This is a genomic window from Nocardiopsis mangrovi (assembly GCF_042653925.1).
GTDB lineage: Bacteria > Actinomycetota > Actinomycetes > Streptosporangiales > Streptosporangiaceae > Nocardiopsis_B > Nocardiopsis_B mangrovi.
In genome coordinates this window covers 215,726-240,786 of the sequence record NZ_JBHSFQ010000007.1, presented here as the reverse complement: position 1 = coordinate 240,786, position 25,061 = coordinate 215,726, and the positions used below count along the sequence as shown (strand labels likewise).

At 72.5% G+C, this 25,061-nt stretch carries 21 protein-coding genes; 14 read left to right on the top strand and 7 right to left on the bottom strand.

Going from position 1 to position 25,061, the window contains the following annotated elements; genetic code table 11:
- Positions 1-7: 7 nt before the first annotated feature.
- Positions 8-1,540: an MFS transporter gene (locus tag ACFO4E_RS10665; RefSeq protein ID WP_378573419.1), complete on the bottom strand. Its 1,533-nt coding sequence runs from the start codon at positions 1,538-1,540 to the stop codon at positions 8-10.
- A complete protein-coding gene (locus tag ACFO4E_RS10660) occupies positions 1,425-2,351 on the bottom strand; it encodes an MBL fold metallo-hydrolase (protein WP_378573417.1) in 927 nt (308 codons plus the stop codon). Before ACFO4E_RS10660 ends, ACFO4E_RS10665 begins: the two co-directional genes overlap by 116 nt.
- 100 nt (positions 2,352-2,451) lie before the next feature.
- Here ACFO4E_RS10660 and ACFO4E_RS10655 point away from each other — a divergent pair, with 100 nt between their 5' ends.
- Positions 2,452-3,423 (top strand): AraC family transcriptional regulator, encoded by a 972-nt coding sequence (locus tag ACFO4E_RS10655; protein ID WP_378573415.1) that lies wholly within the window; start codon positions 2,452-2,454, stop codon positions 3,421-3,423.
- A 244-nt stretch (positions 3,424-3,667) separates the two neighbouring features.
- Here ACFO4E_RS10655 and ACFO4E_RS10650 read toward each other — a convergent pair whose 3' ends face one another.
- Together ACFO4E_RS10650 and ACFO4E_RS10645 are read right to left on the bottom strand one after the other, a co-directional pair.
- Positions 3,668-4,339: a transposase family protein gene (locus ACFO4E_RS10650; protein WP_378573413.1), complete on the bottom strand. Its 672-nt coding sequence runs from the start codon at positions 4,337-4,339 to the stop codon at positions 3,668-3,670.
- On the bottom strand, positions 4,290-4,907 hold the full coding sequence (locus tag ACFO4E_RS10645) for a stage II sporulation protein M (RefSeq protein WP_378573457.1): 618 nt from the start codon (positions 4,905-4,907) through the stop codon (positions 4,290-4,292). The genes ACFO4E_RS10650 and ACFO4E_RS10645 overlap by 50 nt, the downstream gene beginning before the upstream one ends.
- 338 nt (positions 4,908-5,245) lie before the next feature.
- Here ACFO4E_RS10645 and ACFO4E_RS10640 point away from each other — a divergent pair, with 338 nt between their 5' ends.
- From ACFO4E_RS10640 to ACFO4E_RS10600, 9 genes are all read left to right on the top strand, one after another.
- Positions 5,246-5,998 carry a MerR family transcriptional regulator gene (locus ACFO4E_RS10640; protein WP_378573411.1) on the top strand — a complete coding sequence of 251 codons (753 nt, stop codon included), beginning with the start codon at positions 5,246-5,248 and terminating at the stop codon, positions 5,996-5,998.
- 265 nt (positions 5,999-6,263) lie between these two features.
- A complete protein-coding gene (locus ACFO4E_RS10635) occupies positions 6,264-6,395 on the top strand; it encodes a hypothetical protein (protein ID WP_378573409.1) in 132 nt (43 codons plus the stop codon).
- Positions 6,396-6,620: 225 nt separating this feature from the next.
- Positions 6,621-7,196: a TetR/AcrR family transcriptional regulator gene (locus ACFO4E_RS10630; RefSeq protein WP_378573407.1), complete on the top strand. Its 576-nt coding sequence runs from the start codon at positions 6,621-6,623 to the stop codon at positions 7,194-7,196.
- A 165-nt stretch (positions 7,197-7,361) separates the two neighbouring features.
- Positions 7,362-7,799: a nuclear transport factor 2 family protein gene (locus ACFO4E_RS10625; RefSeq protein ID WP_378573405.1), complete on the top strand. Its 438-nt coding sequence runs from the start codon at positions 7,362-7,364 to the stop codon at positions 7,797-7,799.
- Entirely contained in the window at positions 7,796-8,614 is an 819-nt protein-coding gene (locus ACFO4E_RS10620; protein ID WP_378573403.1) for a Rossmann-fold NAD(P)-binding domain-containing protein, read from the top strand. Before ACFO4E_RS10625 ends, ACFO4E_RS10620 begins: the two co-directional genes overlap by 4 nt.
- Positions 8,615-8,640: 26 nt before the next feature.
- Complete coding sequence (locus ACFO4E_RS10615; RefSeq protein WP_378573402.1) at positions 8,641-9,123, top strand: nuclear transport factor 2 family protein; 483 nt, start codon at positions 8,641-8,643, stop codon at positions 9,121-9,123.
- Positions 9,124-9,296: 173 nt separating this feature from the next.
- Positions 9,297-10,706 (top strand): APC family permease, encoded by a 1,410-nt coding sequence (locus ACFO4E_RS10610; protein ID WP_378573400.1) that lies wholly within the window; start codon positions 9,297-9,299, stop codon positions 10,704-10,706.
- Positions 10,703-11,626 carry an alpha/beta hydrolase gene (locus ACFO4E_RS10605; RefSeq protein WP_378573398.1) on the top strand — a complete coding sequence of 308 codons (924 nt, stop codon included), beginning with the start codon at positions 10,703-10,705 and terminating at the stop codon, positions 11,624-11,626. The genes ACFO4E_RS10610 and ACFO4E_RS10605 overlap by 4 nt, the downstream gene beginning before the upstream one ends.
- 13 nt (positions 11,627-11,639) lie before the next feature.
- Complete coding sequence (locus ACFO4E_RS10600; protein WP_378573396.1) at positions 11,640-12,392, top strand: GntR family transcriptional regulator; 753 nt, start codon at positions 11,640-11,642, stop codon at positions 12,390-12,392.
- Between the two features lie 99 nt (positions 12,393-12,491).
- Here the strand turns inward: ACFO4E_RS10600 and ACFO4E_RS10595 are convergent, their stop codons facing one another.
- Positions 12,492-12,899 carry a RidA family protein gene (locus ACFO4E_RS10595; protein ID WP_378573394.1) on the bottom strand — a complete coding sequence of 136 codons (408 nt, stop codon included), beginning with the start codon at positions 12,897-12,899 and terminating at the stop codon, positions 12,492-12,494.
- Positions 12,900-13,516: 617 nt separating this feature from the next.
- Here ACFO4E_RS10595 and ACFO4E_RS10590 point away from each other — a divergent pair.
- On the top strand, positions 13,517-15,211 hold the full coding sequence (locus ACFO4E_RS10590) for an NAD(P)/FAD-dependent oxidoreductase (protein WP_378573392.1): 1,695 nt from the start codon (positions 13,517-13,519) through the stop codon (positions 15,209-15,211).
- A 458-nt stretch (positions 15,212-15,669) separates the two neighbouring features.
- Here the strand turns inward: ACFO4E_RS10590 and ACFO4E_RS10585 are convergent, their stop codons facing one another.
- Together ACFO4E_RS10585 and ACFO4E_RS10580 are read right to left on the bottom strand one after the other, a co-directional pair.
- Entirely contained in the window at positions 15,670-16,803 is a 1,134-nt protein-coding gene (locus ACFO4E_RS10585) for an FAD-dependent monooxygenase (RefSeq protein WP_378573391.1), read from the bottom strand.
- A gap of 13 nt (positions 16,804-16,816) precedes the next feature.
- Entirely contained in the window at positions 16,817-17,209 is a 393-nt protein-coding gene (locus ACFO4E_RS10580; protein ID WP_378573389.1) for a hypothetical protein, read from the bottom strand.
- A 592-nt stretch (positions 17,210-17,801) separates the two neighbouring features.
- On the opposite strand from ACFO4E_RS10580, the gene ACFO4E_RS10575 reads away from it, so the two are divergent.
- The 3 genes from ACFO4E_RS10575 to ACFO4E_RS10565 all read left to right on the top strand — a co-directional run bounded on the left by ACFO4E_RS10575 (position 17,802) and on the right by ACFO4E_RS10565 (position 25,033).
- Complete coding sequence (locus tag ACFO4E_RS10575; protein WP_378573387.1) at positions 17,802-20,096, top strand: S9 family peptidase; 2,295 nt, start codon at positions 17,802-17,804, stop codon at positions 20,094-20,096.
- A 481-nt stretch (positions 20,097-20,577) separates the two neighbouring features.
- Positions 20,578-21,258 (top strand): septal ring lytic transglycosylase RlpA family protein, encoded by a 681-nt coding sequence (locus ACFO4E_RS10570; RefSeq protein WP_378573385.1) that lies wholly within the window; start codon positions 20,578-20,580, stop codon positions 21,256-21,258.
- 199 nt (positions 21,259-21,457) lie between these two features.
- Positions 21,458-25,033 carry a TM0106 family RecB-like putative nuclease gene (locus tag ACFO4E_RS10565; RefSeq protein ID WP_378573383.1) on the top strand — a complete coding sequence of 1,192 codons (3,576 nt, stop codon included), beginning with the start codon at positions 21,458-21,460 and terminating at the stop codon, positions 25,031-25,033.
- Positions 25,034-25,061 lie beyond the last annotated feature (28 nt).

Here is a 25,061-nt window from a genome sequence, read left to right as displayed (position 1 = left end):
GACCCGATCAGCAGCAGCGGGCTGCCGCGCCTTCACGGCCGGGGCCCGGGGCCCGACCCATCTGTGGGAGTGAGTGCGCTCGGCTGCGTTTACAGATCGCCCGGGCACGGACGGCGTCTGCGCTCGGGGCCGTCAGGCGGTCGTCGCCGGACGCGGTGAGGCGGGCGGCTCGGGGCAGGAAGAGGGCGAAGAGCAGGCCGATCGCCATCGCGCCGACCGCGATGAGGAAGGAGACGCGGAAGCCCTGCATGGACGGGACCGCGACCCCGTTCACATGGTGCGTGGTGTCGGCGAGGACCATGCCGATGACGGCGCTGGAGACCGAGGCGCCGATCGAGCGCATCAGCGTGTTGAGGCCGCTGGCCGCGCCCGTCTCCGAGGCGGGGACCGCGCCGACGATCAGGGCGGGGAGGGAGGAGTAGGCGAGGCCGATGCCCGTACCCAGGATCACCGTGATGACGAGGCTCTGCCAGGGGGCGCTCATCAGGCCGACGCCGGCGCCGTAGCCGATCGCGATGATCACCATTCCGAGGATCAAGGTGGCCTTGGGGCCGTACTTCGCGGACAGCCGGGCGTAGACGGGGGCGGTGAACATCATGGTGAGGCCGAGCGGCGCCAGGAGCAGGCCCGCGACCACCATCGACTGGCCGAGTCCGTGGCCGGTGGCCTTCGGCAGCTGGAGCAGCTGGGGAAGGACCAGTGAGACGACCAGAAAGGAGACGCCGACCATGATGGAGGCGAGGTTGGAGAAGAGCACCGCGGGGCGGGCCGTGGTGCGCAGGTCCACCAGCGGTGCCTTCAGACGCAGCTCCAGCACGCCCCACAGGACGAGCACGACCGCCGCCGCGGCGAACAGCCCGAGGGTGGTGCCGGAGGTCCAGCCCCAGTCGCCGCCCTTGCTGATCGGCAGCAGGAAGAGGACGAGGCCGGCGGCGAGCCCGATCGCGCCGAGCACGTCGAAGGTGCCCTGCGCGCGGATGGGGGACTCGGGGACGACGAGGAGGGTGAGAGCGGTACAGAGGACGCCGAGGCCGGCCGCGCCGTAGAAAAGGGCGTGCCAGTCGGCGTGCTGGGCGACCAAGGCCGCTGCGGGCGGGGCGAGGCTGCCGCCGACGCCCATGGATGAGCCCATCAGGGCCATCGCCGAGCCGAGCTTCTCGCGGGGGAGCGTGTCGTGCATCAGGCCGATACCGAGGGGTATCGCGCTCATCGCGCAGCACTGGAGGGCCCGGCCCGCGATCATCGGGAGCAGGTCGCTGGTGAGGGCGCTGACGAGCGCGCCGGCGACCATCACCGCAAGGCTGAGGATCAGCATGCGGCGCTTACCGTGGAGGTCGCCGAGGCGGCCCATGATCGGCGTGGCGACGGCGGTCGTGCGCGGTCCGCCGAGGTGGTGCGTGCCGCGCGCCCGCGGGCGGTGAGCTCTACTTCTCCGGGCTGAACGTCGCCCATGGGCCGAGGGCGAACCCACCACCCTCCCGCCGGACCTCCAGGGCACCCGCACCGCCGAAGTGCGCGGGGACGAGCAGTTCCCGTTCATCGGCGGCCCGCCCGAGGACCCGGCGGCGGCTGGCCACCGCCTGTTCCGGGGCCAGGCAGGCATTGCTGTTGCAGCAGGGGTCGAGGATCTGCACCGGGCTGTGCAGCAGATCTCCGGCGAAGACCGCCCGGTCGCTGCCGGAGGCGAGTCGCAGCACGGAGGAACCGGGGGTGTGTCCGGGCGCGGATTCCAGGGTGAGGTGTTCGTCGATGCGGTGGAGGCCGTCCCACAGCACGGCCTTTCCGGCCTGGTGGATGGGTGCGATGCTGTCTTCGTAGATCAGGCGGTCGACCTCGTGAAGGCCGTTCCCGTAGGCGTTGTCCGGACCGTAGTGGAAGTCGTCGGCGGCCGGGATGAGGTAGTGGGCGTTGGGGAACGTCGGTACCCACTCGCCGTCCGCGTCGACCGTGTTCCAGCCGACGTGGTCGACGTGGAGGTGGGTGTTGACCACGACGTCGACATCGGTCGGTCGAACACCGGCACGCGCCAGGAGGCCGAGAAAATCGCCCTGGCATTGGTGGAAATACGGTGCCATGCCCGGTCGTTCACGCCCGTTGCCCGCCCCTGTGTCGACCAGGACGGTCCGCCCACCGCTGCGCAGCACCCACGTCTGCAGCGCGATCACCACCCGGTCGGTGTCCGGCTCCCAGTGGTCCGGTGCCAGCCGGTCCTCGTTGCCCTTCCATAAACCGGCAGCGGCTGTCGGGAACATGCCGGAGGCGGGCAGGAACGGGCTGTGCCACTCCACGACCCGGATGACCTCGACATCCCCCAGCGACATGCTCTGCACGCTCGCGTTCCCATTCGTCATGTGCTCGACCTTACGAAGGCCGTATGATCCTCTCAATGCGCATCCGGCTCAATGAAATACGCATTCCTCTCACTCCTAATGCGGGAGATATCCTGGGCGGATGGATGTGGTGAGCGATGCGATCTCCGCCGTGCACCTCGGGCACCCCTGGTCCCACCGGGTGCGGACAGGGGGGAGCTGGTGTGTGCGGCTGGACCCCTACGACGGCGCGGGCTTCTACGTCGTCCTGAAGGGCGGCTGCTGGCTGCTGACCGACGGCGGCGCCGCGGTGCCTCTCGGCGTGGGTGACGCGGTGCTGCTGCCTCACGGCACAGGCCACGTGATCGCCGATTCCCCCGTCGATGCGGCGGTCGCCAAGGAGAAGGCGGTACCGTTCGAGCAATGGCTTGCGGAGACGGGGCCGCGAGCCCGGCCTGATCGCGACGGGACGGAGATGCTCTGCGGCAAGTACTGGCTCGACTGCAGCCGCATGCACCCGCTCATGGCAGAGCTACCTGAGGTCGTCCACCTCCCCAGCCGAGTCGGCAGCCACCTCGAACTCCGTGCCGCGATCGACCTGCTCGCCGGTGAGCTGGACGAGAGGCGGCCCGGCTCCTGCGTCGCGCTCCCGAACCTGCTCGATCTCCTCCTCGTCTACATGATCCGCTCCTGGATGACCGAGACCACCTGTGGAGCCTGGCCCGGCGCACTGGGCGACCCGGTGACGGCCGCCGCCCTGCGGGCGATGCACTCCGATCCGGCCGCGCCGTGGAGCAACGACGGCTTGGCGGCAGAGGCGGGGGTCTCCCGTCCCACCCTGGCGCGCCGGTTCACCGCCCTGGTCGGCCGCCCTCCGATGACGTACCTCACGTGGTGGCGAGTGATCCTTGCCGCCACCCTGCTCCGCGACACCTCGCACACCCTGGCCGCCATCGCCGACCGAGTCGGCTACGGCAGCCCGTACGCGCTCTCACACGCCTTCGAGAGGGAGTTCGGCACCACGCCGGGCCGGTATCGAGCGCGGGCCGCGGAGAGATCCACTCCCCCCGCAGGCCCTCGACCGAGTTCCCGGCAGACCGACATCAGGGTGTAGTCGCGACCTGAACCGTCCCTCTCTGTCAAAGGCGAGCCGATCGACCTGTAGTACTCCGGAAAGGCCCACGTCCACGGCGGCAACCTGCAATGGCTGATGGATCCGAAAGGATTCCCGCTGTTCATCGGCGATCGATCCCGGATCGGTGCACGAACCTGCGCTTGCGTCCGCGCCTCGCCATCAACACGCCCCCAATGATCAGGTGTGTTGCGACAAGCACTAGAACCCGAGCGACGCTACGGGGTCAGTATTCAGGCTCTGGCAGGTCGGGGTTGCTCAAGATCCACGCCGTGACCTGCCGGACTCCGGGCGGCTGCGGCCGGGGCGCGGGAGGGGCGGCCTGGGAGCGCCATGGGCGGATGTGGTCGTGTGCGCTCGCATAACTTCCCCGGTAGCCCTGCTCTTGGAGTTCGGCCCCACAACAGCGCGGCGTTGCCGCACCCCTGAGTGAAGCGTTTCCGCAGGTAGGCGCCATAGTGTCGTAGATTGCTGGGGCGCTTGCCTGTGCCGTTCCGCGCCAGCGGTTCCTCAGCGGTGGCGGCGCGGGCGAAGCGGCGCACGGTGTTGCGCGCCAGCCCAGTGCCATGCCGACGCCCGCGAGTAGTTCGGACAGGCCCGTGCTGCGGCGGGCGTTGGGGCTGGGCAGCCCGTCCACCTGCTCGGCGAAGATCTTCCGTTCGCAGGCGGGCTCGTCGCAGAACAACCGGCGGACTCCCAGGTGGATCAGTACTTCCTGGCCCGAGATGGGGGTGTCGTCAAGGCGGCGGCCATAGCGGCTGTGCACCCGGCGGGACGGAGCCTGGCAGAGCGGGCAGGCGGCCGAGCCGGAAGAGCACGCACCGGCCTCTTCTTCCGGCGCGTTGAGGTCAGCCCACGCCCAGCAGCGGGAGGAGGTAGATGATCGAGAAGGCCTCATAGATCGCGCCGATGATCAGAAGTGCCAGCGCGGGCAGGCCCAGCCAACCGACCTGTCGTAGCCCGTGGACGTAGCCCTGACGACGGTTGCGAGCGCCGGCCGTCTTGGGGCGCAGCCAGGCATTCCCGAGCAGGTGGACGCCGAGCATGAGGAGGGCGTAGGCCTGGAGTTCGATGAGGACCGTCACCGAGTGCGGGATCATCGCCACCCCCAGGCCCTCGTCGACCGGGGCGAGGATCACGCCGACGATGAACGCTTGGTACGCGAAAACGGCTATGCCGGAGAAGGGCACGACCATCGAGGGCAGCAGAATGTACAGCAGGCCGGCCCTCAGCACGTTGTTCGCGAGGATGGTCAGGGTGAACAGCCAGACGTTCCCGAGCAGCGTTGTCACCAGATCCGCTGTCCCGTCCTCCTCCAGGGAGGCCACCTGTGCGGTGTTCAGCTCGGGGTTGATCAGCGCTGCCCCCATACCGATGAGCAACATGCCGTACACGATCGCGTTCATCACGAGGTAGACGCGCAAGTTCGCACGAATGACCTGGAAGGGTCTGCGAAGGTTTCGCACGTGTCTTTCTCCATGGTCGAGTCGACTCATGAGCCGATTAGTCCCTTGCATTCGGCATTCCGTCGCCGGAATGGCTGCCTTGCCGTAGGAGCACGCCGGAGTACTTCACGATCACGCGGCGCGCGGCCCTGCGGTCAGCGGTGAGGAAAGGTGAGACGCGTGTCGCATGCGGCTCGTCACCACTCAAGGTCGTGCCCTCGGGGCAGAGTCAAGCGCAGCGCACAAAAGAGGATGGAGGAACCGGAAACGCTTGACCTTGCCCCTGGGGCAGAGTGTGGACTGTGTGCGGGCGCGGGATGCGGCGCTAATCGCAGGCGCGGCGTCAGAGGAGGTATCGCATGGCGTGGAGCACTCGGCAGCTTGCCGAACTCGCCGGTACGACGGTGAAGGCCGTCCGGTACTACCACCAGATCGGATTGCTGGATGTGCCGGAGCGAACAGCGAACGGATACAAGCGGTACGAGGTCGCACATTTGATCCGTCTGCTACAGATCAAGCGATTGAGTGACCTGGGTATCCCGCTGTCCGCGGTGGCGTCGATGGGACGAGTGGACGAAGACGCGGACGCGGTGATCCGCGTGGTGGATACGGAACTGGAAGCGACGGTCGCCCGACTCAACCGTGTGCGGGCGGAGTTGGCGGCCATCCTGCGTCACCGCGCACCGGCGTACTTTCCATCCGTGCTCGCTCCGATCTTTCGTGACCTCTCCGACAGAGAGCGGTCTTTGCTGATGGTCTGCTCGACCGTCCTCAGCGAGAAGTCCATTGAGGAGTTTCTCGACCTGCTCGGCGAACCCGACGACGCGGAACGAAAGACGGAACAGGAGTTCGAGGATCTGCCTCCGGACGCGGACGCTTCCGCGATCGAAAGTATCGCTTCGCGTCTTGTGCCAGTCGCCCTCGCAGCGCGCGAAAAGAGCCCGTGGTCGCAGGGCTCGACGGCGGACGCGCCAGGTGGTACTGAGCAAGGCGCACAGACGATGGTCGAGGCATTGGCGCAGTTGTACAACCCCGCACAGCTTGGCGTGCTGAAGCGTGTGCGCGCCCTCGTCCTGGAGGAGTCTTCGGGCGCGAGCAACGACGCACCTTGATGCGGAGCCGTCCACACCGCGCTCGGGATTGCGCACCACCGCTGTCACCGGTTCCCCTGCCAGTACCGGCGCTGATCACTCCCGTATCAGGTCGCGCAGCCGTTCCTGGGGAATCTCGCGCAGGTCGATGCTGCCCTGGCGGCGTCAGAAGGAGGCGCGCCGCTGAGGTGCGGCGCGGACACCGGCGTCGCGCGTCTGCAGGCCATGCAGCACCTCCAGGCGCATTCCCTCTGACGAGGGCCACGCGCTCGCTCGGCTGCGGGAGGTGGAGCTGCCCCTGGGCACCACCACGCCCGGCGTGGAGCTGAGCCGGCGCCTCACCCTCCTGGACCCCGACGGGGTCCTGCCTCACCTGCCGGTGCACATCGGCGACGGCGACACCCGCCGCCTGCCTTAGGCCGCCCAGCCGGGCGTCTCGAGCAGAGCCCTCCGTCGGACCAGCGATGAACCTGGCGATCAGCGCCAGGATCCGCTCGCCGGCGCGACGGCGCTCCTCGACGACCGGTGCCCGTCCTGCCGGGGGCGATGCTCCTCCCATGCGTCCTGCGAGCGGAGTCGGCGGGCTGCGTCTGGACATAAATGGGACGCTACCGTATCGTCCCATCTGACGAAGGAGGCTTCCATGCGCAACCCCGTCGGTGCCGCCGTACTCCGTCCGGAGAAGACGGCCTCGATCACTGAGGCCGTCCTCGCCGAGCTCGCCGAGGTCGGCTACGCGCGGCTGTCCATGGAATCTGTGGCGCGCCGCGCCGGTGTGGGCAAGAGTGCGCTGTACCGCCGTTGGCCGGGGAAGGTGGCGATGGCCACCGCTGCGATCGGGGAGTGGGCGGTGCCCGCGGCGCCGCGGCCGGACACCGGGTCGCTCCGCGGCGACATCCGGGTGATGGTCGAAGGCATGGTGGCCTGGCTGTCGCACCCGCTGATCAGCCGGATCCTTCCCGACATGCTTGCGGAGGCCGCCCGCGAGCCCGCCGTCGCCGCGGCCTTCCGGGACAACGTCACCACTCCACGGCGCGATGCGGTACGAGGCGTCCTGGAGCGCGCCGCAGCCCGCGGCGAGCTGGGGGTGTCCGTGGACCTGGCCCTTGATCTGCTGGGGGCGCCGGTGTACTGGCGGATGTCGGTTCGTCAGGAGGACCACGGGCCCGAGTACCTCGACGAGCTCGTCGAGGCTCTCGTGCGGGCCATCTGCACGTAGCGCGCGACCCGCGCGGTTCGTCCGTGTCGCGACAGCCCGCTGTCGGCCGATCGTCCGCCTCCGGCTCGTCTTCGAGGCGAGCCGCTCGCCGCGTTCACACTCATCGCTCGGATCCGGCGTCCGTCGCCGTCGAAGCCGAGAACCGATCGACCCACCGGAGGAACAATGGACGACGCGCAGCGTAGAGCGCGTGCCCGCCGCACGATCGAGGCCGCACTGGAGCGGGTGCTCGCGCACGATATGGCCGGTTTCGCCGCCCTGTGGGCGCCGGAGGGCACCATGAGTTTCCCGTTCGCCGCTCCTGGGTCGCCGGAGCGGCTCGAGGGGCGTGACGCGGTCGCGGCGTACGTCGCCGGCTACAACGACCTGCTGCTGCCGTCGGCGCTGACCGAGCAGACCTGGCACGACACCGGGGATCCGGACACAGTCGTCCTGGAGTTCGCGATGGCGGGGACGGCCGCTTCCACCGGGAGCGCCTACTCCCTGCGCTACGTGTCCGTTGTCACCGTCGGTGACGACGGCATCATGGCGTACCGCGACTACTGGAGCCCGGCGCACGCCGCGGGCGTGATCGGTGCCCCCGGCCTGCAGGTCTCGCCGTGACGACGCTGGTCACCGGCGCGACCGGCACCACCGGGTCCCGGGTCGCCGACGTGCTCGAGCGCAGCGGCACCACCGTGCGGCGGGTGAGCCGCTCCTCGCCGGTCACCTTCGACTGGTTCGACGCCGCCACCCATGATCCCGCGTTCGACGGGGTGGAGCGGCTGTACCTCGTGGCGCCGGTCGGGCACGCGGACCCGGCCGCCGTCGTCGGACCCGTCCTCGACCGAGCCGTCCGCCGAGGCGTGCGTCGGGTGGCGCTGCTCAGCTCATCGGCGGTGGACCGCGGCGCCAGCGGGCTGGGGCGGTTGCACGACCTCGTTCTGCGCGTCGCTCCGGAGCCCGTCGTGCTGCGCCCGTCGTGGTTCACGCAGAACTTCGTCAGCCGCGCGCCCGGCGTGCGCAGCCTCTGGTCCGGTGAAGTGGCGACCGCTACCGGGGAGGGCAGGGTCCCGTTCATCGATGCCGACGACATCGCGGCCGTCGCAGCCGCCGCACTGAGCGGGCCTGTGCTACCTGAGCCGGAGCTGGTCATCACCGGCCCGCAGGCGCTGACCTACGACGAGGTGTGCGGCATCTGGACCCGGATCACCGGCCGTCCGGCTCGCCACGTGCGCGTCTCCGAGGAGGGGCTCGCCGCCCGGTTCACCGCCGCCGGCGTCGCGGCCGAGGCCGCGGTCGGCCTCGCCGCTCTCGACGGCCTCATCGCGGCTGACGGGCAGTCGACCGTCACCGACACCGTCGCCACCATCGCCGGACGCCCGGCGCGGACCGTGGACGAGACGCTCGCCGCGGCCCTGGGGCCCCAGCGTCCGTGAGTAGAAATCCCGAGAGAGGACTCGCCATGACCGAGACGGACACCGCCCGGCCGGACGTGGAGGACGTTCGTTCCGCCGCCCGGCAGGCGTTCAGGAACCACCTGGACTTCCTGTCCAGTGGCCGGATCCCGGAGTGGGTCGACCTGTTCACAGAGGACGGGGTGCTGGAGTTCCCCTACGGTCCCGAGGGCTACCCGTCGAAGGTGTCCGGCAAGGCCGGGCTGCGGGCGTATATGGACAAGTTCCCCGACAACTTCCGAGTCGACTTCATCGACCTCCGGTTCCACGACACGGTCGAGCCGTCACTCGTCATCGCGGAGTTCAGGAGCCAGGGGATCGCCCTGGCGACCGGACGCCCCTACGAGCAGACCTACATCTCCGTGGTCGAGACGAAGAACGGCAAGATCTCCCGCTACGTCGACTTCTGGAACCCCCTGGTGGCGGAGAAGGCGCTGGGCGCCGGGCAGCCGGACAGCAGCGGCATCGTGACGGCCTTCGGCTCGGAGTGACGACGTCGCCGCGACCTCCCGCGCGCGTAACCGTTGTGTGACGTCGTTGGCGGCGGGAGCCCATCGATGTCATGTTCATTGCATCCGATCAAGCTCGGTCGGCATCCCTGAGGGAGCCTCATGGCGAACAGCCAATGGTCGTGTCGAGGCGCGTCGGTGCAGGCGGTCGGGGTATGACCGCCCGCACTGAGACCGGCGTGGACGTGGGCCGCCTGAAAAAGGGTGTCGTCGGCGCGCCGGGCATGGTGTTCATGGTGGTCGCCGCGACGGCTCCGTTGACGGCGATGTCGTCGAACATCTCGCTGAGCCTGGGGATGGGGGTGGGCCCGGCGGTCGTGCTCGTGATGCTGCTGACCGGGTTGCTGCTGGCGGTGTTCGCCGTGGGCTATCTGGTCCTCGCCCGCTACGTGACGTGTGCTGGTGCCTACCAGGCGTTCGTGGCGTTCGGGCTGGGTCGTGCTGCCGCTGGGGGTGTCGCGTTCGTCGCGATGCTGGCCTACACGCTCGCCGCGGGTGGGATGGTCGCGGCGGCCGGGTACTTCACGGGCCTCGCCGTGTCGTCGGTGACCGGGGCGGACCTGCCGTGGTGGCCGTATGCGGTGGGCGCGTTGCTCGTGACCGGTCTGCTCGGTGTCCGCGGTGTGGAGGTCGCCCAGCGGGTGACGACGGTCGTGTCGGTGCTGCAGTTCGGCATCATCGCGCTGCTGGCCCTGGCGGTCCTCGTCGAGCGTCCCGAGGGCTGGGCGAACCCGCTCGTGCTGTCCCCGTCGGCGGCTCTCGGCCCCGGGCTCGCCCTGACCTTCGTGTTCTGCCTGCTGTCGTTCGGCGGGTTCGAGGCCACCGCGGCCTACGGCGAGGAGACCGACGCCCCGGTCCGGAGCATCACCGTCGCCACCTACGCCGCGCTCGGTCTGCTCCTCGGGGTGTTCGTCGTCGGTACCTGGGCGCTGGTCGCCGCGTTCGACGACGTCCGGGCCGCCGCGCTGGAGAATCCGGGAGCCCTGGTCCTGGTGGCCGCCGACCGCTATCTCGGGCCGTGGTCGGGGCCGTTGCTGGGTGTCCTGATCGCGGTCAGCTTCCTCGCCGCGGCGGTGGCCTTCCACAACCTCGCGATCCGCTACCTGTTCACCCTCGGTCGCGACGGGCTGCTGCCGCGGGCGCTGGCCCGGACGCACGGCCGCTACCAGACCCCGTACGTCGGCTGCGTGGTCGTGACGGTGGTCGCGGTCGCCCTGCTCGCGCCGTTCGTGGTGCTCGGTGCGGACCCGCTGGTCAACCTGTTCCCCGCCGTCTCCGGCATCACCTCGATATCGCTGATCGGGATGATGACGGCCTGCTGCGTGAGCGTGGTCGTCGCGAGCGTCCGCGGAGCCGTCACGGGTTCGGTGTGGTCGACGCGCGTGGCGCCCGCTGTGGCGGGGGGCGGGCTGCTGGCGGTGCTCGTCCTGATCGTCGCGAACTACGCCGAGGTCACCGGCAGCGACTCACCGGTCATCGCGGCGACGCCGGCCGTGGTGCTGGTGGCGGCCGTGGCCGGCGCGATCGCCGCACGGGGGAGCCGCGGCCTCGAGGAAGGGAAGTGACAGCCGTGCTGTTCGACGACCGCCCCCGCTCCGGGGTCGTCCGTCCGTTCGACCTGGTCGCGCCCGGGTTCGCCGACCCGGTGGAGGTCCGTGCCCTCCCGGGGTGCCGGTCCTTCCTGGACGTCACCATCGCGTCGATCCCGGGTTGGCGGCGGCTCACCGTCGACGTGCACGTCCCCGACAGCGGGCCCGGTCCGTTCCCGGTCGTGGTGTACGCGCACGGCGGTGCCTTCATCGCGGGCGTGCCCCGCATGGGTCCGTGGGGGACGCTGCCGTCGCGGGGGATCGCCGTGGTGTCCGTGGATTACCGGCTGTGCGGGGAGGCCCGCTACCCGGAGCCGGTCGAGGACGTGATCACCGCGGTGCGCTGGGTCCGTGCGAACGGCTCCGGTTTCGGGCTCGACCCGTCGCGGGTGGCGGGCTGGGGCAGCTCGGCGGGCGCGTACCTGGTGGGCCGGGCCGCGCTCACCGGCGGGGAGTCGATCGGCCACCCCGCGCCTGAGCAGGCCGGTGGTGCCGCGACGATGGATGCCGTCGTGCTGCACTATCCGACGGTGGACTTCCTGGCGCTGCTGGAACAGGGCGCCGGTGACCCGGAGCGGCTCGCGCTGTGGTGGACGACCACCTGTGACTTCTTCGGCGTGACCCGCGACGGGGACCTGTCGCCGGTCGCGCACGGGTCGCTGGTCGCCGCCGCGGGGCGCGCTCGCCGCGTGCCGCCGCTGCTGCTCGCGCACGGCACCGCCGACCAGGTCGTGCCACTCGCGCAGAGCGAGCTGCTCCACCACGCCGTGCTGGCCGCAGGCGGGAGCAGCACGCTGCAGGTGGTCGAGGGCGCCGGGCACGGCGCGGGCGAGTTCGGCTCGCCCACCGTGGTCGACCCGGCGGTCCGGTTCCTCCGGGAGACATGGGCCGGGTAGCGCTCGGCGTGCATTGGATGCAGTACGCTTCCGGTTGCACCTGTCCGTCGACCTCGGGGAAGCCGTGTCCGACCTGCTCGCCCGCGACGGCTCGGGCGCTTCCCTCAGCCACCGGGTGGCCGAGACGCTGCAGCGCCGGATCGTCGCCGGCGAGATTCCGGTCGGGTCCTGGATCCGGCACAGCGCGGTGGCCGGCGAGCTCGCGATCAGTCGCACGCCGGTGCGGGAGGCGCTGCGCATCCTGGCCGAGCGCGACGTCGTGACGATCGTGCCGAACCGGGGTGCGCGGGTGAACGACCGGTCACCGTCGGACATCCGGCAGGCCGGCCAGGTCCGGGCGGAGCTGGAGGGGCTCGCGGCGCAGCTCGCCGCCGCGCGGATCGACGACCGGCTCTCCCGTCGCCTGGAGACGGCGTGGGACCGTTTCCGTCAGGTGGTGGACGGCGCGGCCGAGGGGGACCTCGCGCAGGAGTGGGCGGCCGCCAACGAGGAGTTCCACTCGGTGATCACCGAGGCGGCCGGCAACAGGTTCCTGGCGCTGTCCATCGCGGACCTGCGGCGCCGGCTGCCGCACAACATCTCCTTCGGGGCCTACGCCGGCAACTCCCGCCTGCTGGTCCGCAACCTGTCCGAGCACGAAGGCATCGCCACCGCGGTCCTCGACGGCGATGGTGTCCGGGCGCGGGAGCTGATGACCGCCCACATCCACGCCTCGATCGAGGCGGTCGCCGGCTGGCTGGAGCGCTCGAGCGGGCCGCGGCGCTGAGCCCTCCCCCCTCCTCGCCGCGGTGATCGCCGCCGCAGGCGGCGACCCCGCGGCGTACCGGCGCTCGGTCGAGGCCGGCGAGGTCGGGCTTCGCCCGTCTCAGGCCAGCACGGCCACGGCTTCGACCTCGACGAGGTAGCCGGGTGCGGCCAGTGCGGTGACGCCGACCCAGGTGCTGGGCTGCTGGAATTGCACGCCCAGCGTGGCGGCCGCTCGTTCGCGGCCGATGACGAACTGTTCGGCCTTCGTCTCGTCGAGGTCGACGATGTAGACGGTGACCTTGGCCAGGTCGGCCGGTGTCGCCCCGACGGCGTCGAGGGCGGCGGCGATGTTGAGATATGCCTTCTCGGCTTGTGCGGCGAGGTCGTCGCGGCCGACGAGGTTGCCGTCGGTGTCCCAGGACACCTGCCCGGCCAGGTACACGGTGCGCGAGCCCTGCGTGACGGCGACCTGGTGGTGGACGTCGACCCGGTTGACCCCCTGGGGATGCACCAGCGTGACGGTCATCGGCTTACTCCTCTCTCGACGGCCAACGTTTCCCGTGTCGGGACGAGACGGGGCCGTTCCGACGTAACTATACATGGGACGGGACGGAACGGTACCGTCTCGTTTGCGCTAGGGTAGGTCGCATGGTGCGTCCCGAAAGCTGGCCCAGGCTTGCGGGTGGAAATCCCGTCCGGGCAGGCACCGGAGTGCCCGGCCTGTCATGTCGGGGCGAAGGCCATGTTCTGGAGGCCCGGTTCCGGGGTCGGCCTCCGGGGTCCTTCCGGGGTAGCAAGGCGGCACGTGTGCACGGTCTGGGCCGGAACAGGAGAGACCCGTCCGACCACGCCCGGCGTCGGGCGGGAGACCGGACGTATGAGCCGATGGCGAAGTCGTCCGGAGGGCAGCGGGAGTCCGAGGGGGCCGTAGTACCGCTGATCGGCGTGCGACATAGCGTGCCGGCCGCCGCGCCACCGACCCCGCCGAGCGGGCCGGGTGCACTGTTCGGTGGCGCGCTGCCCCGGGCCGGGACGGGCCGCCCGCAGGTGCCGCCGGCGACGACGTCGACCGCCGCGCTGCCGGCCGGCGGATGAGATCCGCCGGCTCCGTCCCTGACCGAGACCACCCGTCTGGAGGTCGATGTGGCCCTTCCCGCGATAGTGATCGCCTCCGCGCAGCACGCCGACGCGCTGCGCGCCCAGTTGCGCCGCTACGAACACGACTACGACGTGCGGGTCGTGGGATCCTCCGCCGGCACCGTCGACGTCGTCGGCGAGATCGCCGCCGCAGGCGGCCAGGTGGCCATGATCGTGCAGGACGGTGAGCTGCCCGACGCCGATCCGCTGGCCGCCTTCGCGGTCTGGCGTGGACTCGTCCCGGCCGCGCGCCGGGTCCTCGCCGCGCCCTATGACAGGTTCATGGCCGAGCTTCGTACCTCCGAACGGGGCCTGCAGGCGGCCCTGGGGGCCGGAGCGTTCGACGCCTACGTGCTCATGCCGCGCGGCCCCCGCGACGAGGAGTTCCACATAGCGCTCGCCGAGCTGCTCTCCGACTGGGGATCCACCACCGTCGATCCCGAGGTCGCGCTGATCCGGATCGTCTCCGACGCAGGCGACCCCCTCACCGCTGCCGTGCGGGACCTCACCGAACGCATGGGGCTGCCCACCGAGGTGCTGCCGGTCGACAGCGACGCCGGCCGGGCCGTGCGCGACGCCCGCGTGGCGACCGGCCGACCGCTCCGGTACCCCCTCGTCGTGGTGTTCGACCAGCCGCCGATCGCGCCGAGCAGCCCGGGGGAGGTCGCCGCCCTGCTCTACGGGTCCCCCGGCGACATCACCGAGACCGTGGATCTGGCGATCGTCGGCGCCGGGCCGGGGGGACTGGCGGCTGCCGTCTATGGCGCCAGCGAGGGCCTCACCACGGTCGTCCTCGACAGCGACGCCGTCGGCGGTCAGGCGGGCACGAGCTCGATGATCCGCAACTACCTCGGGTTCCCGCGCGGTATCTCCGGGATGCGTCTCGCCCAGCGGGCCCGCACGCAGGCCGGTCGTTTCGGCGCCCGCTTCCGCGTCGGGTGGGAGGTCCGGCAGCTCGTCCCCGGCACCGACGGCCACCACACCCTGCGCACCACCGGCGGCGACGTCCGCGCCCGCGCCGTGATCATCGCCTGCGGCGTCGCCTACCGGACGCTCGGCGTGCCCTCGCTCGAGCGACTCGTGGGGCGGGGCGTGCACCACGGGGCGGCGATCAGCACCGCGCGCGACACCACCGGCCACGAGGCCGTCGTCGTCGGAGGCGGCAACTCCGCAGGCCAGGCGGCCATCCACCTCGCGCGCTTCGCCTCGTCGGTCACCGTGGTCGTGCGTCGAGGGGGGATCACCGACACGATGTCCGACTACCTCGTGCGCGAGATCGAGGGCCACCCGCGGATCGACGTCGTGACCCGCACCGAGGTCGTCGACGGTGGCACCGGCGACCGGGAGACCCTCTCCTGGGTCTCGCTGCGCCACCTGGACACCGGCGCCACCACCCGCCGCGACGCGCGGGGGCTCTACCTCCTGCTCGGCGCCGAACCGCACAGCGAGTGGCTGCCCCCGCTGGTCGACCGCGACGACCGCGGGTTCGTCCTCACCGGCCGGGACCTGCCGACCCGGCGCTGGGTCGACGGCCGCCCGCCGGCCGACCTCGCGACGAGTGTTCCGGGGGTCTTCGCCGTCGGCGACGTCCGTGCCGGCTCGATGAAGCGGGTCACCTCCGCCTCCGGGGAGGGCGCCTCGGCCGTCCCGATGGTCCACGCCCACCTCGCCGCCGCCGCACGGGGGAGCGGTACCGGATGACGAGATCCGGCCCCTTCGACAGCCCGCCCGTGGCGGCGCCCGAGACGAGTCCCCTCATCATGACGATCTCCGCGTCGCGGTAGCCGTCCGCGACCGGATCGGGCGTGCCCGCCGACCCACCTCGCGTGCTCAGGGCAACACGGGCCGGGTCAGCCCGGACACGGATCTCGGGCGCCGCCCGGCACCAGCTGCGGCCGTCGCACCCACAGCCCGGCCGGTGCCGCGAGAGCGAGCACGGCGACGAAACCCGTAACCCGTAGGCGGTCGCGGGCTCCCCTACTCGAACTCCGGGCGCGGCAGCAGGTAGGTCGCGTTCGGGAACGTCGGCACCCGGTCCCGTCCGTCGTACCGGGTCGTCGTCGGTGCGGCTTCCGCCGGCGACCTCACGGGACATCGCGGGCTTCGTCCGGTATGCGACGAACGCGGCCCGCCGCTGGTCCGCGCCTACCGCCGAGGGGTCACGATCGCGTCGCCCGGCCGCCGGCCGTCGCCGCCACCTCTCGCAGTAGGGCGTTGCGCCGGTCGAGTTCTCGGGCGGTCTCGGGAACCATGATGCCGCTGTTGCCGTCGACACCGGCCTGGGCCCGGTTCACCAGGGGACGCTGGTGGGCCTCGTAGCCGGCGAACGCGGCGGCGAGGTCGTCGGGGGACCGGGCCACCGCCTCGGCCAGGAACTCCGCCCCTGTCATGGCCAGGCTGGTGCCCATGCCGGAGAGCAGTGCGGCGCAGTGCGCGGCGTCACCGACGAGCACGACGCGCCCCCGGTGCCAGGCGGGCATCCGGGTCTGGCTGATCGAGTCGAAGTAGAAGGCGGGGCGGTCGGGGTCCAGGATCGATTCGCGCAGCCAGGGGATCTGCCAGGCGTTGTCAGTGGCCAGCACGTCGCCGACGATCCTCTGCTGGGCGGCGGTGTCCCGGAAGTCGTAGGTCAGCCGCGGGCTGCGGAACATCACCATCCCGAGCGGGCCGTCCGCGTCGGTGCGGATGCAGGCCATCCGCCCCGGGGCGTTGTACATGCCGGGGGCCCAGGAGCGGGCGGGGTCGAGGGACACCAGTGCGACGTAGAGACCCAGGTGGTGGACGAACTGCTGCTCCTCGCCGAAGACCAGCCTGCGTACCGCCGAGTGCAGGCCGTCCGCGCCGATCACGAGGTCGTAGCGCTCGGTGGAGGCCGTGGTCGTGGCGGTGACACCGGTGTCGTCCTGGTCGATCTCGGTCACCTCGGTGTCGAAGACGAACCGGGGTCCGGTGCCGACGGCGTCGCGCAGCGCTGCGCCCAGCCGATCGCGGGTGATCTCGACGTCGTCCGGGCACTCGTTGCCGAACCAGGCGATGGCGAACCGTGCCCGCGTGGTGCCGTCGGGACCGACGACGTCGTAGGGGGTGGGGGGTGGGACTTGTTCGGCTCGGATCCGGCCGAGGATCCCCATCCGTTCCGCGGTGCCCAGCGCGGCACCGCGGACGTCGATCGGGGCGCCGCCCGGGCGGATGCGGGGTGCCTGTTCGACGACGGTGACGTCGTGGCCGTGGCGGGCGAACCAGTACGCGGTCGACAGCCCGGCCATGGCGGCGCCCGAGACCAGTACCTTCATCCGTGCGCTCCGATCAGGTGCTGGGCTCGTCGGGCCGCTCGGGTGCCGACATGCCCGGGTGGCTGATGAAGCCGCGGCCGTTGGTCTGCGCGTCGAGCGTGACCGGGCTCGGCGACGGTTCGCCGACCAGTTCGACGATGTAGTGGGTGACCGCGGTCCGACCGGCGTTGCGGATCCGGTGCGGCGTCATCGGCCCGCCCGACCCGACCGTCTTGAACATGCAGTACCCCGGCTCGGCCACCTGGCGCACCCCCCAGTCCTCGTCACCGAGTTCCTGGGCCTCTGCCTCGCCGGCGTCCGGCCAGATCACCAGGTGGTCGTGGTGGTGCTGGTGGAAGTCGAACATCCCGCCGTCGGCGTCGAGGGTCATCGACCACACGCGGACCCGGTCGTTCTCGAAGATCAACGTGTCACCTGGAGTGGAAGGGAAGGGGGGCACGGCATTCCTCTCTGCTCAAGTGCGATGCAATCTACATTGCAGTGGATGCAATGTGAAGACGCCTCCTTGGAGGACGCCGTCGCGGAGACACGGTCGCGTGCTCGGGGGCACGCCCGGCTCGACCGTGCCGTAGCGGCACGGTGGATGCCGTCGGCTCCGGTGTGGAACCCGCGTCACGGGGCGTGGGGGTTCCACGCCGAACTGCACCGCACCGAAAAGGGCACCCGGCGCCGAGGCCGCCGCACCGGGCTGGCGTTGCGGCAGGACGCCCACGACGGCGCGGACCACGTCCGCACACTTCTCGCCTTGGCCGACGGGGAGGACGACGGGATGGCGGTACGGATCGCCGACCTCATCCGACAGGCGCTGAAGGCACGCAAGGACCTACCGGCGGTTGAGGAGGTGCGCCGCCGGGCGTCGGCGCGGCGGTGTCCGGTCGCCGGGGCCGCCGCGCACCGCCGCGTGTCCGCGGGCACGCGCTCCCGCTGCCGGTTGACTCCGACGCGGCGTCAGGGTGTTTCGTCGGGTCCCGATGACACCGAACGAAGGGACGTCCGCGGTGACCCGCCTGACCGACGCTGACTACGCGCGCGCAGAGCAGATGCTGGCCCCCTACCGAGCGCGGCGGGTTCCCGCGGCCGGCGTGCTGCCCGAGTGGCTCCCCGGAGGCGACCGGTTCTGGTACCGGGTGGGACCGCGCTTCGTCCTCGTCGACCCGGCCGCGGGGACCCGCCGCGACGCGTTCGACCACGACCGGCTCGCCGCCGCCCTCTCCCGGGAGTCGGGCCGCGCGGTCGACGCCGGGGACCTGCCGATCACCTCCGTGGAGTTCGGCGCCGAGCTGTACGGGGACGGCGGCGCCGAGCAGTCCGCGAACAGCCGGACCGGCGCGGTGCGGTTCACCGCGTTCGACGCACGCTGGGAGTGGTCGGACCGCACGGGGACCTGCCGCCGTGTCGACGGCGATGAGCCCGCCGGGCCCGGCGAGGTCGCCTCCCCCGACGGGGCGTGGGTGGCCTTCCGCCGCGGCGGCGACATCCAGGTGCGCTCCCGCGACGGGAAACAGGAGGTCGCGCTCACCGACGACGCCGGGCCGGACACCGGCTACGGCGGGGCGATCGCCCCATTGACATCGCGGGCGCTGATGCGAGCGGTCGGGTTCGACGCGCCCCCGCTGCTGGCGTGGTCGCCGGACTCCACGCGGATCCTGGTCCACCGGGCCGACGAACGCGACGTGGCCGAGCAGGTCCTGGTGGAGTCCGCACCGCCCGGCGGCGGCCGGCCGGTCGAGCACCGCTACCGCTACCCGATGCCCGGCGACGAGGGCCAGGCGACGATGGAGTGGACCGTCCTCGACGTCGCGGCGCGCACGGCCGTGCGGCAGCAGGACGGGCCGTCCACCGTCGTGAGCCCGGCCGCTCTGGAGTACCGGTGGTGGACCGGCCGGAACGGCGACGCGGTGCACTTCCTGCGCCAGAGCCGCGACGGCCACACCCTGGAGCTGCGGCGCCTCGACCCGGCCACCGGTGCCACGGCCACGCTGATCAGCGAGACCGGCAAGACGCGCGTCGACCCGGCCCCGCAGTACGGGGAGCCGCCGATGGTGCGCGTGCTGGACTCCGGCGAGGTCCTGTGGTGGTCCCAGCGCGACGGATGGGGCCACCTCTACCTCTACGACGCCCACGGCGGCACGGCCACCCAGGTCACCTCGGGCCGGTGGCTCGTCCGCCGGCTGCTGTGGGTCGACCAGGACCGGCGCCAGGCGTGGTTCCTCGCCTCCGGGCTGGTCGCCGCCGACCCCTACCTCCGCCAGATCTGCCGGATCGGCCTCGACGGCACCGGGTTCACCCGCCTCACCGACGACGACCTCGACCACAACGCCGTGAGCCCGCCCGAGGGCGGCTACATCGTCGACCGCGCCTCCACCGTCGCCGCCCCGCCCTGCGCGTCCGTTCTCGACGGGGACGGCCGGGTCCTGGTCGAACTCGAACGCCCCGGCACCGGCGAACTGGAGCGGCTCGGCTGGACCCCGCCCGAGCGGTTCCGCACCCTGGCCGCCGACGGCACGACCCCGATCTACGGGCTGCTGTGGCGACCGCACGGCTTCGACCCCGGCCGCCGCTACCCGGTGATCGACCACGTCTATCCCGGCCCGCAGGTGGCCCGGACCGCGGCGTCGTTCGACAACACCGGCACCGGGGAGCCGGAGGCGCTCGCCGCCCTGGGGTTCGCGGTCGTCGCCGTCGACGGCCGCGGCACCCCGGGCCGCGGCAAGGCCTTCCACGACCACTCCTACGGCGCGCTGGGCGACGCGGGCTCGCTGGCCGACCACGTCGCGGCGATCCGCGAGCTCGGCCACCGCCACCCGTGGCTGGACACCGGCCGGGTCGGGATCACCGGCCACTCCGGCGGCGGGTTCGCCACCGCCCGCGCCCTGCTCGCCCACCCCGAGTTCTACAAGGTCGGCGTCGCCGTCGCCGGCAACCACGACAACGGCGTCTACCACACGCTGTGGGCCGAGCAGTACCACGGGGACATCAGCGACGAGGGCCGGCGCGCGATCTCCAACCCGGCCCTGGCCGGCAACCTGGAGGGCAAGCTGCTGCTGGTCCACGGCGAGCTCGACGACAACGTGCACCCCTACCAGACCCTGCGCCTGGTCGACGCGCTCGTCGCGGCGGACAAGGACGTCGACATGCTGCTGGTCCCGGGCGCCGAACACGCGCTGCTCGGCCGGATGCACCACGTCACCCGCCGCGCCTGGGACTACTTCGTGCGCCATCTGCACGCGACCGAACCGCCCGGCTACCGCCTGGCCCCCCTCCCGCCCTTCCCGCCCCACATGGCGTCCTAGCCGACGGTCGGCCGGAACCGGGAAGAACGCGCCGCCCACCGGTCGGCGGCGCGACCGGCGGCACCGGGCGGGCCGACCGCCGCCGGAGCCGCCGTGCACGACCGGGTCGCCGCCCGGTCGCGCCCCTGTGCCGGCCGGTACCAGGAGCGGCGTCCGCACCGGCGGCGGCCGGTAACGCACCGTTCGCCGGCGCGTGCGCGCCGTCGGCGCGGGACGTGACAAGTTCCACAAAACGTTCTGTTCGGGTTCACGTGACCCGCACGTGGTGCGTACCCTCGGTCGGGTCGGGCGGAGCGATGGACACCCATCCTGACCTCCTCGGATGCCCCTCCGGCCCCGCGTCGGCCCCCGACCCGCGCACCCCCGGTGCGCCGGCGCCCCACCCCGTGCCCCGGGTGAACGGCACCCGCCGCAGCAGAGCGGACCCACCCCGTGGTCCGCGCCGCGGTGCCACCCCGTCCCCGTTCGAAGGACCACCGCCGTGGGCAACCACCGGACTACCCAGGCTCCCCTGCGCGACCGGCTCCGGAGCAAGCGCCTCATCGTCGTCACCGCCGCCGCCGGAGCCGTTCTCATCGCCGGCGGCACCGCCGGGGCCGCCGCCCTCAGCGGCGCCTCAGCCGTCCCGGCCGCGGCCGTCGACGCCGCGCTCCCGGCCGCCGGCACCGCGGCACCCGCCGCCCCCGGCCCGGAGGCATCCGGCGACCGGCGCGAGCAGGCCCGCGACGACCTCGAGACGGCCGCGCGCGACGGACTGCGCCCGCTGTCGGCCTCGGTCAGCGAGGAGCAGGAGGCCCAGGCGGCCGAGCCCGCCCCCGACACCGGGTCCGACTCCGCCGCCACCGCGGACCAGGAGGACACCGCCCTCACGCCCAGCGGCGAGGGCGGCGCCTGCGAGGCGTCGCTGTACAGCGACCCCCAGCCCACCGCCAGCGGCGAGACCTTCGACCCCAGCGCCATGACCGCCGCCCACAAGACCCTGCCCATGGACACCATGGTCGAGGTCACCAACCCCGCCAACGGGAAGTCGGTCACGGTCCGCATCAACGACCGCGGCCCCTACATCGACGGCCGCTGCCTGGACCTGTCCACCGCGTCCTTCGAAAAGATCGCCTCCGCCGACCAGGGCGTCGTCGACGTCGAGTGGCAGGTCGTCAGCTGACCCCACCGGCCCCGGCCGCCCCAGATCCACCCCGCCCCCCACGCCGCGCCCGGCTCCCCGGACCCCTCTCCCGGGCAGCCGGGCGCGGCCACCTCCGCCGCCTCCCCGCCCCCACACGCCGTGCTCCCGCAGGACACGCGAACGTGTGTGCACCCCGTGGCACAATGCCCCCAGACCGACCACGGGGAAGGAGGGGCGCGTGTTCCGCAACGAGTCGGGCCGGGTCATCTCACCCACCGACCTCGTCGACGTGATGCAGTGCGACCACCGCAGCGCGCTCAAGACCGCGCTCGCCGACAGCGTCCCCGGCGCCCCCGCGCCCGGCGACATCGACCCCCTGGTCGCCCAGCACGGCGAGGCCCACGAACGCGCCGAGCTCGACCGCCTGCGCGCCCTCTTCGGCGACGGCGTCGTCACCATCGACAACCCCGAGCCCACCCACGCCGCCATGCGCGCGGCCGCCCGCGCCACCGCCGACGCGATGCGCGCCGGCGCCCCCGTGGTCTACCAGGGCTGCTTCTACGACCCCATCTCCGACGGTGTCGCCTTCCACGGCCGCGCCGACTTCCTCATCAGCACCGGCGTCGACCCCGCCACCGGCGCCCGCCGCCCCGGCGACGGCCGCTACGAGCCCTGGGACACCAAGCTCGCCCGCCACCCCGGGCCCGCCGCCATCCTCCAGCTCACCGCCTACGCCGAGGCGCTGGGCCGCCAGGGCCCCGGCGAGCCCGAGCACATGTACCTGCTCACCGGCGACCGCCAGGTGCACACCCACCGGGTCGCCGAGTTCCTGCCCATCCTCGCCACCGTGCGCGACCGCCTCCTGGCGCGCCTGCACGGCCCGGCCGCGCTGCCCGCCCCCCTGTGGGGGGAGCCCTGCGCCGCCTGCGACGGATGCGGCTACGCCGCGCTGTGCGCCGAAGGCCGCTCCGCGGCCCGCCACCTCTCCCTGGTCGCCGGGATCCGCACCGACCAGGCGCGCAAGCTCGCCGACGCCGGCATCACCACCATCGACGCCCTCGCCGGCGCAGCCGAGGACGACCGCCCCGACCTCCTCCCGCGCCACTCCTTCGCCCGGCTGCGCGACCAGGCCGCCCTCCAGGTCCGCCAGGACGCCACCCGCACCGAGCACAACCCCCAGGGCACCGTCCTGGCCGAAGTGCACTCCGAGGAAGGGCTCGCCGCCCTGCCCGAACCCGCACCCGGCGACGTCTTCTTCGACATGGAGGGCTTCCCCTACTTCGACGGCGCCGACGGCCGCGGCCTGGAGTACCTGTTCGGCGCCGTCACCGAGGACGACCCCGCCGCCCCCGGCACCGGCGCGGGGGAGGAGTTCCACGCGTTCTGGGCCCACGACCGCGCCCAGGAGAAGCGCGCCTTCGAGGAGTTCGTCGACTTCGTCACCGCGCGCCTGGACGCCGACCCCGGCACCCACGTCTACCACTACGCGTCCTACGAGGTCGACCGCCTCAAGCTGCTGGCCGCCACCTTCGGCACCCGCGAGACCGAGGTCGACGACCTCCTGCGCCACCGCCGCCTCGTGGACCTGTTCACCGTGGTCAAGAAGAGCCTCCGGGTCTCCCAGCGCTCCTACTCCATCAAGTACCTCGAACCGCTCTACCTGCCCGCCGGGCGCTCCGGCGCCGTCACCACCGCCACCTCCAGCATCGACGCCTACGCCGAATACCTCGCCGCCACCGAGTCCGGCGACACCGAGCGCGCCGCCAAGGTCCTCACCTCCATCGGCGACTACAACCGCGACGACTGCGTCTCGACCGCCCGCCTGCGCGACTGGCTCGAAGGGCTGCGCGAGCACCACGGGATCACCGCCCGCCCCGTCGGCCAAGGCGAACTCGCCGCCGAGGACGCCGACGAGCGCGCCGCGGAGCGCCGCCGCCTCAAGGAGGAGAAGGAGGCCCGGCTGCGCGCCCTGACCGACCCCCTCCTGGCCGGCGTCGACACCGACCCCGCGCGGCGCGGCCCCGGCGAGGACGCCCAGGCCCTGCTGGCCGCCCTCGCCGGCTACTACCGGCGCGAGGAGAACCCCTCCTGGTGGGACTACTTCCGCCGGGTGTCGGCCCCGATGGAGGAACTGGAGGCCGACAACGACTGCCTGGTGCCCTGGAAGGTCCTGCGGGGCGAATGGCAGGAGCCCACCGGGCGCCAGAAGCTCGCCCGCCGCGAACTCGAACTGCGCGCCGACCGCTCCCGCCCCCACCCCTTCAGCACCGGCGACTCCGTCCGGCTGCTCTACCCCGGCCCGCCCGGCCTGCCCGCCGACACCGTCGGCGCCACCGTCCTGGCCGCCTCCGCCGAGAAGGTCACCGTCACCGAGACCGGCGCCCCCGGCGAGACCTACGCCCGCGTGCCCGCCGCCGTCCTGCCCGGCGCGCCCGTGCGCTCCGCGCCCAAGGACGAGGCCCTGTGGGCGCTCACCGAGCAGGTCATCGACGCCCTGCCCGACCTGCCGCCGCTGCCCGGCGTCGACGTCCTGCGCCGCATCCCGCCCCGCACCCGCGGCGCGGCCGGCCTGCCCGACCCCGCCGGCCACGGCGGCGACCTCGTGGCCGCCGTCATCGAGGCCGTCGACCGCCTGGACTCCTCCTACCTCGCCGTCCAGGGCCCGCCCGGCGCCGGCAAGACCTACCTCGCCGCCCAGCTCATCACGCACCTGGTCGCCCAGGGCCGCAGCGTCGGCGTCTGCTCCACCAGCCACAAGGCCGTCGAGAACGTGCTCGCCGCGGCCGTGCAGCGGGCCCGCATCGCCGGGGTGGACCTGCCCTGCGCCAAGCGCCCCGCCAAGAAGCCCGACCCCAAGGCGCCCTGGGACCAGCCCAAGAGCCCCAAGGAACTCGCGGCCTGGCGGGCGGGCCGCGACGGCGGGCACCTCGTCGGCGGCACCGCCTGGAACTTCGCCAATGAGGCGTTCCGCGCCGACCCCGTCGACGTGCTCATCATCGACGAGGCCGGCCAGTTCGCGCTGGCCGACACCCTCGCCGTCTCCGCCGCCACCCGCGACCTCGTGCTGCTGGGCGACCCCCAGCAGCTCCCGCAGGTCGTCCAGGGCACCCACGGCGCCGGCGCCGCCGCCTCGGCCCTGGAGCACCTGGCCGGCGACGACGAGATCATCGACCCCGCGCGCGGCTACTTCCTGGACAAGACCCGCCGCATGCACCCCGCGGTGTGCGAACCCGTCTCACGGCTGTCCTACCGCGGCCTGCTGCACGCCCACCCCAGCGCCGCCGAGCGGTCCATGAGCGGCGTCGACGCCGGCCTCTACCGCATCCCCGTCGAGCACACCGGCCGCAGCACCCACAGCCCCGAGGAGGTCGCGGCGGTGGTCGACACCGCCGCCCGGCTCATCGGCCGCACCTTCCGCGAGCCCGGCGCCACCGCCGACCGCGAGATCACCTGCGAGGACATCCTCGTCGTCGCCCCCTACAACCTCCAGGTCCGCGCCCTGCGCGACGCCTTGGCGGACGCCGGGCTCGGCGACGTGCGCGTGGGCACCGTCGACCGCTTCCAGGGCCAGGAGGCCCCCGCCGTCATCTGCTCGATGACGGTCTCCAGCGCCGCCGAGGCGGCCCGCGGCCTCGACTTCGTGCTCTCGCGCAACCGGCTCAACGTGGCGCTCTCCCGCGCGCAGGTCGTCGCCGCCCTCGTCTACTCCCCGCACCTGGTCACGGCGTCGCCGCGCAGCGTGGCCGAACTGCGGGTACTGGCCGGCTTCGCCGGCCTGTGCGCCCAGGCGCGCTCCTGGCCCCCGCCCGCCTGAGCCCGCCGCCGGCGCCCCACCGGCATCG

Coding starts and splice junctions, on each gene's coding strand:
- ACFO4E_RS10665 (WP_378573419.1), bottom strand. CDS start 1,540: ATGAACGGGAACTGCTCGTCCCCGCGCACTTCGGCGGTGCGGGTGCCC.
- ACFO4E_RS10660 (WP_378573417.1), bottom strand. CDS start 2,351: ATGACGAATGGGAACGCGAGCGTGCAGAGCATGTCGCTGGGGGATGTC.
- ACFO4E_RS10655 (WP_378573415.1), top strand. CDS start 2,452: ATGGATGTGGTGAGCGATGCGATCTCCGCCGTGCACCTCGGGCACCCC.
- ACFO4E_RS10650 (WP_378573413.1), bottom strand. CDS start 4,339: ATGAGGCCTTCTCGATCATCTACCTCCTCCCGCTGCTGGGCGTGGGCT.
- ACFO4E_RS10640 (WP_378573411.1), top strand. CDS start 5,246: ATGGCGTGGAGCACTCGGCAGCTTGCCGAACTCGCCGGTACGACGGTG.
- ACFO4E_RS10630 (WP_378573407.1), top strand. CDS start 6,621: ATGCGCAACCCCGTCGGTGCCGCCGTACTCCGTCCGGAGAAGACGGCC.
- ACFO4E_RS10625 (WP_378573405.1), top strand. CDS start 7,362: ATGGACGACGCGCAGCGTAGAGCGCGTGCCCGCCGCACGATCGAGGCC.
- ACFO4E_RS10615 (WP_378573402.1), top strand. CDS start 8,641: ATGACCGAGACGGACACCGCCCGGCCGGACGTGGAGGACGTTCGTTCC.
- ACFO4E_RS10610 (WP_378573400.1), top strand. CDS start 9,297: ATGACCGCCCGCACTGAGACCGGCGTGGACGTGGGCCGCCTGAAAAAG.
- ACFO4E_RS10595 (WP_378573394.1), bottom strand. CDS start 12,899: ATGACCGTCACGCTGGTGCATCCCCAGGGGGTCAACCGGGTCGACGTC.
- ACFO4E_RS10585 (WP_378573391.1), bottom strand. CDS start 16,803: ATGAAGGTACTGGTCTCGGGCGCCGCCATGGCCGGGCTGTCGACCGCG.